The 14,498-nt window shown below is 70.7% G+C and carries 8 protein-coding genes; 5 read left to right on the top strand and 3 right to left on the bottom strand.

The genetic code is table 11. The features are described from left to right. The first annotated feature begins 64 nt into the window (after nt 1–64). On the top strand, nt 65–1,543 hold the full coding sequence (locus OIE13_RS25885; protein WP_326635685.1) for a hypothetical protein: 1,479 nt from the start codon (nt 65–67) through the stop codon (nt 1,541–1,543). 143 nt (nt 1,544–1,686) lie between these two features. On the opposite strand, the gene OIE13_RS25880 is transcribed toward OIE13_RS25885, so the two are convergent. The 3 genes from OIE13_RS25880 to OIE13_RS25870 all read right to left on the bottom strand — a co-directional run bounded on the left by OIE13_RS25880 (nt 1,687) and on the right by OIE13_RS25870 (nt 7,305). Continuing rightward, the gene (locus OIE13_RS25880) at nt 1,687–2,814 is read right to left on the bottom strand and encodes a glycosyltransferase (RefSeq protein WP_326635687.1); all 1,128 of its coding nucleotides are present in this window, start codon (nt 2,812–2,814) and stop codon (nt 1,687–1,689) included. Next, the gene (locus tag OIE13_RS25875; protein ID WP_326635689.1) at nt 2,811–5,663 is read right to left on the bottom strand and encodes a bifunctional glycosyltransferase/CDP-glycerol:glycerophosphate glycerophosphotransferase; all 2,853 of its coding nucleotides are present in this window, start codon (nt 5,661–5,663) and stop codon (nt 2,811–2,813) included. Before OIE13_RS25875 ends, OIE13_RS25880 begins: the two co-directional genes overlap by 4 nt. A gap of 163 nt (nt 5,664–5,826) precedes the next feature. Further along, nucleotides 5,827–7,305 carry an NAD(P)/FAD-dependent oxidoreductase gene (locus OIE13_RS25870; RefSeq protein WP_326635691.1) on the bottom strand — a complete coding sequence of 493 codons (1,479 nt, stop codon included), beginning with the start codon at nt 7,303–7,305 and terminating at the stop codon, nt 5,827–5,829. A gap of 441 nt (nt 7,306–7,746) precedes the next feature. Between OIE13_RS25870 and OIE13_RS25865 the strand changes: the two genes are divergently transcribed. From OIE13_RS25865 to OIE13_RS25850, 4 genes are all read left to right on the top strand, one after another. Further along, nucleotides 7,747–11,157, top strand: coding sequence for a bifunctional glycosyltransferase/CDP-glycerol:glycerophosphate glycerophosphotransferase (locus tag OIE13_RS25865; RefSeq protein ID WP_326635693.1), 3,411 nt, complete (start codon nt 7,747–7,749; stop codon nt 11,155–11,157). Nucleotides 11,158–11,356: 199 nt separating this feature from the next. Further along, nucleotides 11,357–12,370 carry a CDP-alcohol phosphatidyltransferase family protein gene (locus OIE13_RS25860; protein ID WP_326828849.1) on the top strand — a complete coding sequence of 338 codons (1,014 nt, stop codon included), beginning with the start codon at nt 11,357–11,359 and terminating at the stop codon, nt 12,368–12,370. Between the two features lie 25 nt (nt 12,371–12,395). Further along, the gene (locus OIE13_RS25855) at nt 12,396–13,406 is read left to right on the top strand and encodes a sulfotransferase family protein (RefSeq protein ID WP_326635696.1); all 1,011 of its coding nucleotides are present in this window, start codon (nt 12,396–12,398) and stop codon (nt 13,404–13,406) included. Nucleotide 13,407: 1 nt separating this feature from the next. Further along, on the top strand, nt 13,408–14,451 hold the full coding sequence (locus tag OIE13_RS25850; protein ID WP_326635698.1) for a sulfotransferase family protein: 1,044 nt from the start codon (nt 13,408–13,410) through the stop codon (nt 14,449–14,451). Nucleotides 14,452–14,498: the final 47 nt, after the last annotated feature.

The following is a 14,498-nucleotide window of genomic DNA, read 5'->3' as shown; positions in this document are numbered from 1 at the left end:
GGGCGCGCCCCGCTCGTGCCCGATGATGGGCAGCGGCCCCCTGCCGGAAAACGCTGGGGAGAGCATGACGATCGCCACGGTGGGGCCGCCCTCGGCCGGCGAGGAGCGAGGTAGGACGCGCGACCGGCGGTTCACGCTCGCCTGCTACGCGATCGGCCAGCTCGTGCTGCTCGGCTGGTGGCTGGCCTTCCACCCCGGGCTGATGAGCCCGGACTCCGTCACCTACGTCGCGCACGTCACGACGGGGCCCTGGGTGGCCGGCCAGTCGGTCGCCTACGACGCCCTGCTCGGCCTCTGCCTGAGGGTGACCGGCGACCTGTCTCCGGTCACCCTCGCGCAGACGGCGGCGATGGCCGCGGCGCTGGCCCACCTCGCGGGCGCGCTCCGGCAGCCGGGCGTGCGCGGGCGCCGGCTGCTCGTGGCGGTGGGGTGCGCGACGCTGTCACCGCCGCTCGGCGCCTTCACGGTGACGATGTGGAAGGACGTGCCGTTCACGGTGTGCGCGGTGCTGGCCGCGGGCACCGCCGTGCGGCTCGCGACCGGGCCCGCCGCCGTACGACGTGCGGCCGGGGCCGGGAAGCGGGGCGTGCTCAAGGGCGGGTGGAGCTGGGATCCGCGCCTGGCCGCCCTCGGTGCCGAGCTCGCCGGGCTGGGGCTCTTCAGGAACAACGGCTTCCTCGTCGCGCTGATCGCCGCGATCCTGCTGCTCCCGCTCCTGCCCTCGGCCCGCCGCCTGCTGGCGGTGGTGGCGGCGGGTGCGGTGGCGGCGCCCCTGCTGCTGCTGGGTGCCGGCTACCCGGCGATGGGCATCGCGCCGCCGTCCCGCTCGTTCGCCTACCAGACGGTGTTCGGCGATCTCGCCGTGGCGTACGGGGAGCGCCCCCGGCTCTTCGACCACGAGCAGCGGGCGCTCCTCGCGACGATCGCCCCGCTGCACGCCTGGCAGCGGGGGGCGACCTGCCAGACCATGGCGCGGGTCTTCTTCGCCCCCGGTTTCAGCCACACGCGGGCCGAGCAGCGGATCTCCGACGTCCTGGAACTCTGGCGCGGGCTGCTGGTCCGCGCGCCCGGTGTGATCCTGAGCGCCCGGGTCTGCCGCGCCGCGCTCGCCTGGCAGGTCGGTTCGACCTCGGGCGAGCCCGGCGGCGAGCTCTACCGCTTCTCCCTGCGCGATCCCCGGCTCCCCGACGGCTGGGAGGGCAGCCCGGCGGCCTCGGCGATGCGGCAGCGGCCGTTCTCCGCAGGTCTGCGGGCCGCGGGACTGTCCGTGCTGGACGCGAGCACGATCAGGCAGCTTGAGTGGCTGCTCTGGCGGGCGCCCTTCTGGTGCTACCTCGGCTACGCGGCGGCCGCGCTCGCGTGGCGGCGGACGGGGAGCGTGGCGGCGCTCGCGGGGACGGCCGTGGTCGCGGGGCAGCAGATCGGCGTGATCCTCACCAACACCGCGCCGGACTTCCGGTTCATGGTGGCGCCGATCTTCGTCGGTGTCCTGCTCGTGCCGCTTCTCCTGCGGGAGGCGCGGACCCTGCTGCCCCGGCGATGAGCGAGTCCTCGGACGTGCGGGAGCGCGGGCGTGGCCGCTTGTGTCAGCGGCCACTGACGCGGGCGTGGTCGCTCGTGTCAGCGGCCACTGACGCGGGCGTGGTCGCTCATGTCAGTGACCGCTCGTGTCGGTGACCGCCCGCGTCAGCGGTCGATCTCGTCGAACAGCGCCTCCCAGCGGTCCAGGACGCGGGGCAGCCGGTAGGCCCTCATCCGCTCCCTGCCCCTGGCCCCCATCCGCCCGCGTAGCTCGGCGTCGGACATGAGGCGCTCCAGGGCGGCGGCGAAGCTCCCCGCGTTCCCCGGTTCGGCCAGCACGCCGTTGTAGCCGTCCTCGACCAGGGTCCTGACCCCCGCGGAGGCGTCGCAGGCCACGGCGGGCAGCCCGCAGGCCGCGCCCTCGGCGAGGACCAGCCCCCAGCCCTCGAAGTCGCTGCTCAGGGTGACGATGGAGGCGTCGAGGTACTCGGCCTCGACGTTCTCGACCTGCCCGCGGAAGACGATCCGGCCGCCGAGGCCGGTCTTCGCGGCCTGCGCCTCCAGAGCCGCCCGAAGCGGCCCGTCACCGATGATGTGCAGCTCCCACGGTTCGGCGACGGCAGGGGCCGCGGCGGCGAAGGCGTCGATCAGCAGGTCGATCCGCTTCACCCTGACCAGCCGTCCCGCCGAGACGATCCGCGGGTTGCGCAGCGCGGCCGCCTTCTCGGGGAAGACACCGACCGGGTTCAGCATGGTCCCGCAGTTGGCGAGCCGGTGGTTGGTGAACGCCTCGGCGTAGTCGTCGCAGAGGAACAGCGCCTTGTCGAGGTGCGCGAAGTGCTTCTTGATCAGACGTAGGTTCGGGGAGTCTACGGCCTCGGCGTACGACTGGTGGTACTGGCCGATCTTGGCGACGTGCGGCATGGGCAGGTCGGCGATCCAGTGGGCGGCCCAGGGCGAGGCGATGACCAGGTAGCCGCCGTCGATCCGGTCCGTCAGCCGGAGCAGCCGCTGCCTGGCGGTGGCGATCTCCTCCGGGGTCCGCCGCGCCTTCGCCCTGCGCCACGGGAGCGAGCGGGAGACGGCCTCGGGGGCGGGAGTGTCGTACAACGTGGCGTGCCGGTAGACGGGGTCGGCGAAATAGGTCTGCGGCTGCCTGGAGGGGTTGATGCTGACCAGGGTCACCCGATGCCCGCGAGAGGCGAGGCCCTGGGCCAGGGTGTGGATGACCCGCTGGGACCCGCCCATCGAGTCGCCGTCGGTGCTGAGGAAGAAGACGTTTCGCGATCTCATCGCACGGCCTCCGGAAAGAACGCGTCCACGACCCTGCCGCTCGCCTGCCCGTCGTCGAGGCCGCACCAGCGGTCGCGGAACTCCGCGTAGCGCCGCCCGTACCGCTCGGTGATCTCACCGAGTCCCTCCAGCACGGCGGCGAGTTCGCCCGGGTCGCGCAGCAGCGGCCCGGGGGCGACCTCGGCCAGGTCGAAGCAGACCCCCCGCTGGGCGGAGGCGTAGCGCTCGTGGTCGTCGACGTAGTAGAGGATCGGCCGGCCGAGGCAGGCGTAGTCGAACATGATCGAGGAGTAGTCCGTCACCAGCACGTCGGAGGCCAGCATCAGGTCGTTGACCTCGGGGTACTCCGAGGCGTCCCGGGCCAGCCAGCCGAGCGGGTCGGGCACCGTGAAGCGGTCGTAGGGATGGGCGCGGACGAGGATCACCCAGTCCGGGGGCAGCACCGCGGCGAGGGCCGGCAGGTCGATCCGGAACGACTCGCCGCTGAACCGCCCGCCGTCGCGGTACGTGGGCGCGTAGAGGATCACCCGCTTTCCCGCCGGGATCTCGAAGAACTCCCGGACCCGCCGAGCCCGTTCGCGCTGCGCCGGTTCGGCGTGCCGCACCAGCACGTCGGTACGCGGGTAGCCGGCGTGCAACAGCTCGCCCTCGAACCCGCTGGCCTCGGCGAAGTCCCGGCGGAAGTCGTGGCCCGGCGTGAGCAGCACGTCCCAGCGTGCCACCGCCTCGGCGTACTTCCTGGCCAGGGAGGGCTGCGTCCGGTGGCGGGGCTCGTCAAGCCCCATCTTCTTGAACACCTGGCCGTGCCAGGTCTGCAGGTAGCGGGTGCTCTTGCGCTTGCGGTAGCAGTAGGGGAGGTTGTGGCTGTCCACCCAGTAGCCGGCACGCGCCAGGGTCCAGGCGTAGCGGAAGGTGTCACGCCGGACGAGGTCGACGTCCTCGGGAAAGCGTTCGGGAACGGCCGCGTGGGACCAGACCGCGCGCAGGCCGGTGGCCCGCCGCTGCAGCTCCTCGTGGACATAGCGTGGGTTGCCGGTGTAGCCGCCGCCCTCGGTGGACTCGAACAGCACCAGGCGGCGGTTGACCGGCACCGTCGCGCTGACCAGCCGGTAGAAGCGACCCAGGTTGCGGGGGGTGGCGAGGCCGGACAGCAGGTGTTGCCAGAGCTCCGCCAGGCTCGGGAGGCGCCGCCCGGGCACGTGGCCGATCCTGCGGGCCATGAGCCGGAACGGGATGTCGGCGGACGCTTCGAGGACCAGGCGGCCCGTGCCCACCGTGCCCACCGAGGTGAACGACAGGCCGGGGAGCGCCAGCAGGGGCCTGGCGTTGCGGCGCTCGCCCTCGTGGAGCGAGATCGTGACCGCCTGCGGCCTGACGGCGTTGTCCGGCCAGTCCAGCTCGGGCAGGGAGATCGACACCGTCGCCTCCAGGATTCCCGTTCCCTCGGGAACCTCCGTGCACTCCGCCTCCTCCGGGTCCCACTGTCCTTCGAGTCCCCGCCGCTCCCGCGCACCCTCCGGCGGCCCGGTCACCACGGGCACCGGCTCGAAGGGGATCGAGGTGATCCTCTTCTTCCTGCCGCCGATGTGCAGCCACGCGGTCAGCGAGCGGCCGTCGAGTACCCGGCCGGGATCGTAGGTGCGCAGGCGCAACCGGACCTCGTCCCTCGACGCCTGCAGGTCGACGAGCTCGTGCCGGAGCAGCGCGCCGGCCAGCGGTTGCTCCGCCAGGTGCAGCTCGGTGACGTCAAGCTCGCTCCTGCCCTGCTCGCCCGTCGGGAGCGTCGTCCCCCAGAACACCCGCCCGCCTTCCGTCGTGACCGCCCGGGGCGGGATCGAGTGCCTGTACCCCAGTTCGACGGCGGCGAACGCCGCCTCGGCGCCGCGCCGCTCGCGGACGAGCTGGACGCAGACCCGCTCGGCCCTGCTCAGGCGCTCGATCGCGGTGGGTTCGAGCGTGTCCACGTACGGGATGACGAGGTCGGCGAACTCGGCGATCCACGCCGGGTCGCGCTGGGGCAGGTCGCCCAGGTAGAGGCGGAGGTCGTGGGAGAGGAAGCGGAAGTCCTTGTCCCCTTTCAGGTCGAGGGAGTGGGTGGCGGCCAGCACGCGGTCGCTCAGGACGGCGGCCGTGACGCGCTGGCGCACGTTCTCCAGCTCATGTCGCCGCGACGAGATCGACCTGGTCGCGGGCGTGGCGGCGAGCAGCCAGCGGTAGACGGGCCACGGCACGACGGCGAACAGCTTGCTGCGGCAGAACAGCTCCGTCGACCAGACGATGTCCTCGTGGTGGATGTCCTCGTGGAACCGGATGCCGGTGCCGTCGAGGAAGGTCCGCCGGTACAGCTTGTTGGTGGCCAGGCAGTTGAAGAGGAGTTCGGGCTCGGCGCGGATGTCGTCCACGATCCGGCGTTCCGCGAACAGCCGCGGGTACCAGAGGGTGACGGCGCCACTCGCCTCGTCGACGCGTTCGACGGTGCCCATGACGAAGTCGGCACCGGTCGTCTCCGCCTCCAGCAGGAGGCTCTTGCAGGCGTGCCTGGGCAGCTCGTCGTCACTGTCGAGGAACATCAGGAAGGGCGCGCGGGCGGCGTCCATGCCCGCGTTGCGGGGCGCGCCGCAGCCGCCGCTGTTGGCGGGCAGCCGAAGATAGCGGACCCGGCCGTCCTCCTCGGCGAGCGCCTTGGCCACCGCGGGGGTGTCATCGCCCGAGCAGTCGTCCACGACGACCACTTCGAGGTTCTTGAGTGTCTGGCCGAGTACGGAACGTACGGCCCGGGGTAGCCGGGACGCGTCGTTGTAGGTGATGACGATCACACTGACGTCCGGGGCCGTGTAGGGCTGTGTCATGATGCGCAACTCCAGGGCGGCTGGGAGGAGAGCCTTGACCTGCGGCGACTCGTGCCCGATGGGCAGCGGCCGGGCAAGGCGTCATGGGATTGCCGGTTTCGGTGTTCCGCCGGTATCTGTCGGCGTCCGTCGGTGACGGGTGGTGGGTGAGCGGCCGGTCCGGTCAGGAGGCCATGGGGCCGAGGACGACGGGGGCATCGCGGCCGGTGCCCCTGGCGGACCCGTGGCCCGCGCGCTCCTCGTGGTACTCCGCGTCGACGTTGACCTCCCAGACGTCGTGCTGGGCGTCCTCGACGAGGTTCTCCACGGTCAGCATCGCGGTGAGCATGGAGTGGTCCTGGTTGTTGTACCGGTGCATGCCGTTGCGGCCGACCGGGTGGATCCGCGGCCACTCCACGTCGAGATACTTCCTGAGCACCTCGACGTTGTGGACGTAGTCGGCGTCGTAGACCGGGTAGGCCTTCGGCATCCGCACCACGTAGCCCCGCTGGACCTCACCGGGGGTGACCAGGCCCAGGTGCTCCAGCTCCCGGGTGCCGAACGCGACGAGGTCGTCGTCGGGCATGCGCCACAGGTCGTCGCCCTCGTTGACGAAGTACTCCAGGCCAAGGCAGGTCCGTCCGGCCCGGACCAGGTACGGCGACCAGGAACCGTAGTTCTGCACCCGGCCGAGCCGCACCTCGGGGGAGTGGATGTAGATCCAGTTGTCGGGGAAGGAGAACCGCTCGGGGACGACCAGCGCGACGGTGAGGAAGTCGCGGTACCTCAACCCCGCGGCCGCCTCGGCGACGATGTCCGGCACATCGGGCCCGAACGCGTGGATCAGGGCGCTGAGCGGCATCGAGGAGATGAGGTTGTCGCAGTACACCTCGCGGGTGGTGCCCTCGCCCTCGCCCGTGCGGACGGTGAGGGCGAGGCGGCCCCGGTTGCGGCGGATGCGCTCGACCCGGGTGCCGAGGCGCACCGTGGAACCCCGCTCGCGGACCCGGTCGGCACAGGCCTCCCACATCATGCCCGGCCCCAGCTTGGGATAGCGGAACTCCTCGATGAGGCTGGTGATCTCCTTGCTGTTCCTGCCCGGCGTCAGCGCGCCGGCGATGGCCCTGCCCAGGGAGAGGTTCCTGATCCGCTGCGCGGCCCAGTCGGCCTGGATGCTCTCCGCAGGAACGCCCCACACCTTCTCGGTGTAGGTCTTGAAGAAGATTCCGTAGAGCCGTCGGCCGAATCTGGCCGTGACCCAGCCCTCGAAGGTGGACTGGTCCGCGGGCGGCCTGATCCGGGCCCAGACGTAGGAGCCGACACACCGCGCGGATTCGAGGACACCGAGGTTGCGCAGCGCGTTGGACGCCTTGAGCGGGTAGTCGTAGAAACGGCCCCCGTAGTGGATGCGGCTCATCCTCGGCCGGAGCAGGAAGTCCTCCTCATCGAGGATCTCGTTCCAGAAGTCCGTCACCCGCGACACCTTCGTGAAGAAGCGGTGGCCGCCGATGTCGAAGCGCCAGCCGTCGCGTTCCTCGGTCCGGCTGATCCCGCCGACCACCCGGTCGGCCTCGAAGACCTCGCACGGGTGTCCTCGCCGGGTCAGCTCGTAGGCCGCGGTGAGCCCGGCGGGCCCCGCCCCCACGATGACTGTTGAGTCCATGCGCTTCCCCCCGCGAATGCCGTTTGCTGCGATCTCGCCCGTCTCGGTCACCCGATCGTGTCGGACGGCCAGGGGGGACCGAAGGGTCATCACGACTTACTAGGACGTGTGCATTCCCAGCCTTGACCAGGGCATGGTGAAGGCGTTGCCGCACCGCGGGCCGGAGGCGGGAACGGCCGGGTGCGGGGGATGGTCAAGTCTCGGTCTGCTCAGTCCATCGCGGTCATATTTTGGGCGCGCCCCACCGGTCGCGAGGCCATGCTGCTGACGTGACGTCTACCTCGCGCTCATGGCCGCGCCCGGATGACCGCCCGGCCCCCGTCACGCGCCCGGGACGTCTTCCACGATGAGTGGATCTTCACCCGCGTGACGTGTCCGGCGTTCGCGCGGACGGAACCGGACTGTGAGCTTTCGACTACCGGAGGACCGATCGTGGCCCCAGTGAGCATCATCGTGCCCATCTACGACGTGGAACCGTACCTTGAGGCGTGTCTGGAGTCGTTGGTCGCGCAGACCTGGAGTGACATCGAGGTCGTCATGGTGGACGACGGTTCTCCCGACTCCAGTGCGGAGATCGCCGAGGCCTTCGCCGCGCGCGACGCGCGGTTCCGGCTGATCCGGCAGGAGAACGCGGGCCTGGGCACCGCGCGCAACACCGGCATAGGACACGCCACCGGCGAGTTCCTCGCCTTCGTCGACAGCGACGACATGCTCCCGCTGACGGCGATCGAGACGATGGTGTGCAGCCTTCGGGAGAGCGGGTCCGACTTCGCCACCGGCAACGTGCTGCGTTTCAGCGGGCAGGGGGTGCGCCAGTCCGCGATGCACAAGGTGATCTTCGCTGACTCCGTCCGGCGTACCCATGTGACCCGAGACGAGATCCTGCTCAAGGACCGGCTGGTCACGAACAAGCTCTGGCGCCGCTCCTTCTGGGACGAGCACGGGCTGAGCTTTCCCGAGGGGGTCCTCTGGGAGGACATCGCGGTCTCCCTGCCCGCGCACTTTCTGGCCGAGTCGGTGGACGTGCTCTCCACCCCGGTCTACCTGTGGCGGGAGCGGGAGGGGGAGAGCGTCTCGATCACCCAGAACCGGGGGCACGTCAAAGGGGTCGAGGACCGGTTCGCCGCCGTCAACTCCGTGCGCCGCTTCCTGACCGACACCGGCAGGGCGGAGCACCTGCCGGCCTGGGACCGGATGGTCCTCGACAGCGACCTGCCGAACTTCCTGCAGGTGCTGGACCAGGCGGGTGAGGCGTTCCAGCAGCGCTTCCTCGACCTGGCGTGTGCCTACCTCGACCAGGCGGGGCCGAAGGTCCTCTCGCTCATCCCCGCGCAGCGCCGGGCGAAGTGGGCTCTGGTACGACAGCGCCGGATGGACGACCTGGTCCAGCTGCTGGAGTGGGACAGGACGGTCAAGCCGACGGTCCGGGTCGGTGGCGGCGGTATACGCGGATACCACCTCAACAGCCCCGTACCGGTCGAGCGGTCCGCCACCCGGATGCGCGAGGAGCTGGACCTGCGGCAGCGGGTGGACAGCCTGGACTGGAAGGACGACAGACTGGTCGTCGAGGGCAGGGTCTCGCTGCGCTACCTGCGTCCCCGCCGGCGGATCCAGCAGCACGTCTTCGCCTGGCTGGTCCCCGAGGGGGCCGGGCGCGGGATCCGGCTCCCGGTCACGGTCAAACGTGCTCTGTCGCTGGTGGACACGGGCCCGCGCAGGCGCAAGGACTGGTGCGGGTTCCGGCTGACCGTCGACGCGGCCGGGCTTCCCGCCGGCTCGTCCTGGCACATCGACCTGCGCGTGCTGTCCCGGGGTCTCCTGCGGAAAGGCAGGCTGGCCCAGCCGAGCCCGGCCGCGCGGCGGCTGGAGCTCACCGAGGGCGAGTCGGGGACCGTGGCGTGGACGGAGTGGACGCCGGCCGAGGAGTTCAGACTCCGGGTGGAGCGGCCGGGCGGCCGGGTCACCGGTCACCGGGTGGCCGAGGGCAGGCTGCGGATCATCGGCCGGTGCGGCGACGACCTCGGCGCCGCCCCGGTGCTGCGGCTGACCCGGCCGCAGGGCGGCCGCGACCGGCGCTACCCGATGGCCGTGTCGGACGGCACCTTCGAAGCGGTGATCGACCTCGACGAGGTGCTGTCCGAGCGCTGGCCCGGCCTCGACCCGGCGAGCCTGGAGATGAGCGCGCTCAACCCCGGGACCGAATGGCACTTCGAGGTCCTCCCGGAACAGGGCGCCGCCCGGCCGCTGGTCGTCGACCGTGACGTGGAGCGCGGCCTGCACCGGCTCCGCGGCCGGGACGTGGTGCTCGACAGGTCGCGGACGGGCGCTCTGGTGCTGCGCGAGCAGCGGCCGACGTTCTACGTGGAGCGGGTGGAGTGGAACGAACGGGGCCACCTGGCGCTGACCGGGGCCCCGATGCGCCCGATCGACGGCCAGGCGTGGCTGGTCCTCACCTCGCGCAACCGGTTCAACGAACGGCTCTTCCCGATCGTCGGCGGCAGCGCCACGGTGACGCCCGAGGGGACCGCCACGCTCGGCGGGTGGTTGCCGCTGCCGGCGGGTACGCACGGTTTCGCGATCCGTACCGACGCGGGCGACATGCGGATGGAGTTCCGCCTGTCCGCGCCGCTGGAGCACGTATCCGCCACCCGCACCTTCACCTTCGACACCGACCTGACCTCCGAGGCCGTCTTCACGGTGAGTGACGACCTGCGCGCCTCGGGCAGGCCGAAGCAGCAGCGGCTGCTGCGCGAGGACTTCTATCCCGCCAAGTGCCAGGAGGCGTTGCGGCCCGCCGTCCTCTTCGACAGCTACGACGGCAGGCAGTTCTCCGACAGCCCGAAGGCGATCTACGAGGAGCTGGTGAGGCGGGGCGCCGATCTGGAGTTCATGTGGGTGGTCAGGGACGGGCAGGTGGAGCTGCCCGAGGGGGTGACGCCGATCCGGCGGTACGGGCGGGAGTTCTATGACGCGCTGGCTCGCTGCCGGTACGTGGTCACCAACGGCCATCTGCCCTCCTGGTTCGAGCGCAGGCCGGACCAGACGGTGCTGCAGACCTGGCGCGGCACCCCGCTGAAGCGCGTCGGCTTCGACGTCGAGAAGATGCTGTTCGCCAGGCCCGACCGTCACGAGCGGCTGGCCAGGACCGTCGCCCGGTGGAGCCACCTGATCTCGCCGAGCCCCTGGTGCACCTCGGTCCTGGACAGTGCGCTGCGGTTCGAGGGGGAGGTCCTGGAGATCGGCTCCCCCCGGGACGACCTGCTCCGCCGCGACGGAGCGGCGGAGATCCGGGAGCGGCTCGGCCTGCCCGAGGGCAGGAAGGTGGTCCTGTACGCCCCCACGTGGCGTGACGACAAGTTCTACAGCAGGGGGCGCTACCGGCTCGACCTGCGCCTGGACCTCCAGCGGATGTTCGAGGAGCTCGGTGACGACCATGTGCTCATGATCCGTAAGCACCCGAGCGTCACCGACAGGGTGCCTCGGGTCGGCAGAGATTTCATCCTCGATGTCTCCATATATCCAGACATTCAGGAGCTCTATCTGGTCGCGGACATGCTGATCACGGACTACTCGTCGGCGATGTTCGACTTCGCGGTGACCGGGAAGCCGATGCTTTTCTACACCTACGACCTGGAGCGCTACCGCGACGAGGTGCGCGGCTTCAACTTCGACTTCGAGGCCGAGGCCCCGGGCCCGCTGCTGCGCACGACCGAGGAGGTCGTGGAGGCCGTACGGGACATCGACGAGGTGCACACCAAGTACCGGAGGCTGTACGACGCCTTCACCGCCAGGTTCTGCCCGCTGGAGGACGGCGGCGCGGCGGCGCGGGCGGTGGACCGGATCTTCCGGTAGCCGCCCTGTGAAATGGGCGGGCCGGCACGGAGAAGGCGGCGGCGGGCCCTGCGAAAGGCCGGGGAATCCCTCCTCGGCCTTTCATGTCTCCAAAGCGGCCGATCACTGTGACGCGGGTCGGTCAAGAAGTGGCATGGAGATCTTCTAGTAGTTACAGAGCGTAGGCGACAGGAGATGTGGCGTGGCCATGCTGGGACGCATGAGGGCCTATTCGTTGGACGACGTCCACGCGACCCGGAAACGAAAAGACTCCTGGTGGACCGTTTTCCTGGTTGACCCGGTGGCGTGCAGGCTCACCCTGCTCATCGCCAACCACACGTCCATCACCCCCAACGGGCTCACTCGCTTCTCCCTGATTCTCGGGATGTGCTCGGCGATCTGCTTCGCGTCCGGACGGCTGGTGGCGGGGGCCCTGCTGTTCTACGTGAGCTTCATGGTCGACTGCATGGACGGGAAGATCGCCCGGCTCAAGGGGACGGGGACCGCGTTCGGCCTCTGGCTCGACTACGTGGGCGACCGGATCAGGGTGGTCTGCTGCGCCGCGGGGCTGGCGTCCGGGCAGTACGCGGTGACGGGGGACATCGCCTACATCCTGCTCGGCGCGGGGGTGGCGGTGCTCGACCTGTTCCGTTACGTGAACGCGCCGCAGATGAAGCGCGTGCGCGAGGTGGTCAAGGAGAACCGGCTCGGGAGCCTGACGGCCGTCGAGTCCGTGGTGGCCGCGGGACACGCCAGGCCCGCGGAGGCCGTGGTGGCCGCCGGGCATGCCGGGCACGTCAGGCCCGTCGAGGCCGTCACGCCCCGCGAGGCCGTCACGCCCCGCGAGGTCATCACGCCCCGCGAGGCCGTCACGCCCCGCGAGGCCGTCATGCCCCGCGAGGTCATCACGCCCCGCGAGCCGATGCGGGTCGTCGCCTTCGAGGACCGGAGACCGAGGCCACGGGGCGGCAGGCGGCCGAAGCTGCCCCGCAGGTTCGGCCGCCTGCTGGCCCGCCACCGGGTGCGGACCCATCTGATCAGCGGCATCGAGTTCCACGCCGCCGTGTTCGTGGTCGCCCCGCTGGTCGGGAGGGGCGCCCTGGTGCCCCTCGCGGTCGCCTCCGGGGCGCTGCTTCTACTGAACGAGGTCTTCCTGATCTATCGAATGTGGCTCTTCTCCCGGGTGGTGCCCGCCGCACCGCTGGTGGAGAAGGTGCCACGCGTATCTGTTTGACCAAGCTTTACGGGGGTTCGTTGTCATGCAGTCCGACCGCCCGATCTTCGTGATCGGTTGTCCACGTTCAGGCACCACCATGTTGCAGCTGATGCTGCACTCGCATCCACGCATCGCGGTTCCTCCGGAGACACGGTTCGTGGTGCCCGGCTACTACCGCAGGTTCTCCTTCGGGGACCTGCGCGAGGAGCGCAACCGGCGCAGGGTAGGCCGGTGGATCGTGAGCGACAAGGACACCAAGTTCAAGGAGCTCAAGCTCGACGGGGACAGGTTGATCGACGACATCGTCGCGGGGCCGCCGACGCTGGGCTCGGCGATGGGCATCACCTTCCGCTCGTACGCCGAGCAGTACGGCAAGAGCCGCTGGGGTGACAAGCGGCCCAGCTACTACCACCACGTGGACCTGTTGACGCGGCTCTTCCCCGACGCCCAGTTCGTGCACCTGATCAGGGACGGCCGCGACTGCGTGGCGTCCCTGAAGGAGATGCCCTGGTACACCAAGGACGTCTTCCACGCGGCGGTCAACTGGAGCGAGGCGATCGACTACGGCCGCCACCACGCCAGGAAGCTCCCCGCCGACAGCTACTACGAGCTGCGCTACGAGGATCTGACCGCCTACCCGGAGACCGAGCTGAGCAAGCTCTGCGAGTTCCTGGGCGAGGACTACGACCCGGCGATGTCCGAGCCGTACCACGTCGCCAGGGTGGCGATCCCGCAGCACAAGGTCTGGCACAGCAACACCCACGGCGACGTCACGACCGCCAGGGCGGGCTCGTGGAAGGCCAGGCTGGAGCCATGGGAGATCTCGGTCTGCGAGACGGTCCTGGCCGAGCGGCTGACCGCCAACGGCTACGAGCTGAGCGGCGCGCCCAAGGCGGGCAAGGCCCACGTCCAGGCGTGCGAGAAGGCCGCCGCCAAACGGCGCTGGGCACGCAGGCGCAAGGAGTTCCGCGACCGGATCAACCGGTTCCGCGAGCCGAGCCCGGTGGCCGCGAGGCTCACCAGCCGGCAGCTCGGCGAACTGGCGAAGGTCTGACATGAAGCCCGACCGTCCGATCTTCGTCCTGGGCTGTCCCCGCTCGGGGACGACGATGCTGCAGCTGATGTTGCACGCCCACCCGCGCGTCGCCATCCCGCCGGAGACCCGCTTCATGGTCTCCACCTACCAGCGGCGGCTCCAGTTCGGCGACCTCAACGACGCGGAGCACCGGCGCGAGCTGGCCGAATGGGTGGTCGACCGGCGCCAGACGCGCTTCCACGAGCTGAACCTGGACCGCGACGAGGTGCTCGGGCAGATCGTCGACGGGCCGCCGACGCTCGGCTCCGCGCTGGGCATCGTGCTGCGCGCCTACGCGGCCAGGCACGGCAAGCCGCGCTGGGGCGACAAACGGCCCTCGTACTTCCAGTACACCGACGTGCTGCTGCGACTCTTCCCCGACGCCCAGTTCGTGCACCTGGTCAGGGACGGCCGCGACTGCGTGGCGTCGCTGAAGGAGATGCCCTGGTACAACGGGAGCGTCTACAGCGCGGTCTCCGCCTGGGCCGAGGCGATCGACTTCGCCAGGCACGGCGCGCCGAGGCTTCCCGAGGGCAGCTACCACGAGCTGCGCTACGAGGACCTGACCGCCGAGCCCGAGGCTCACCTGCGCAGGCTGTGCGAGTTCCTCGGCGAGGACTTCCACCCGGCCATGTGCGACCCGGCCGCGGTGGCGGGCATCGCCGTACCCGCCAGAAAGACCTGGCACGTGCGCACCCACGGTGAGGTGACCACCGCGCGGACCGGCTCCTGGCGCGAGCGGCTCGACCCCGGCGAGATCTCGCTCTGCGAGAGCGTGCTCGGCGACCGCCTGGAGACCTACGGGTACGAGCTCAGCGGGGCGCCGAGGATCGAGACCTCGCGGCTGGTCTCCTACGAGCGGACCGCGGCCAAGCGGAAGCTGGCCCGGGTCAAGCGGGTCACGTTCGACCGGCTGATGCGGCTCCGCGAGCCGAACCCGCTGGGGGCGCGGCTCACCTCCGCCCAGATCGTGCTGGCGGGGGTGCCGATGCCGCGCAACGAGCCCGTGGCGGTCAGCGGGTGACCTGCTCGAACAGGGGCGCGGTGACCCGGCGAGCCGCAGTGATCAGC

It is taken from the genome of Streptosporangium sp. NBC_01810 (genome assembly GCF_035917355.1).
Classification (GTDB): domain Bacteria; phylum Actinomycetota; class Actinomycetes; order Streptosporangiales; family Streptosporangiaceae; genus Streptosporangium.
The sequence above is the reverse complement of the archived record's forward strand: the minus strand, read 5'-3'. Positions and strand labels throughout refer to the sequence as shown.

Bases quoted from the DNA above. Each gene is read 5' to 3' on its own strand.
- OIE13_RS25870 (WP_326635691.1), bottom strand. From the start codon at position 7,305: ATGGACTCAACAGTCATCGTGGGGGCGGGGCCCGCCGGGCTCACCGCG.
- OIE13_RS25855 (WP_326635696.1), top strand. From the start codon at position 12,396: ATGCAGTCCGACCGCCCGATCTTCGTGATCGGTTGTCCACGTTCAGGC.
- OIE13_RS25885 (WP_326635685.1), top strand. From the start codon at position 65: ATGACGATCGCCACGGTGGGGCCGCCCTCGGCCGGCGAGGAGCGAGGT.
- OIE13_RS25850 (WP_326635698.1), top strand. From the start codon at position 13,408: ATGAAGCCCGACCGTCCGATCTTCGTCCTGGGCTGTCCCCGCTCGGGG.
- OIE13_RS25880 (WP_326635687.1), bottom strand. From the start codon at position 2,814: ATGAGATCGCGAAACGTCTTCTTCCTCAGCACCGACGGCGACTCGATG.
- OIE13_RS25875 (WP_326635689.1), bottom strand. From the start codon at position 5,663: ATGACACAGCCCTACACGGCCCCGGACGTCAGTGTGATCGTCATCACC.
- OIE13_RS25860 (WP_326828849.1), top strand. From the start codon at position 11,357: ATGAGGGCCTATTCGTTGGACGACGTCCACGCGACCCGGAAACGAAAA.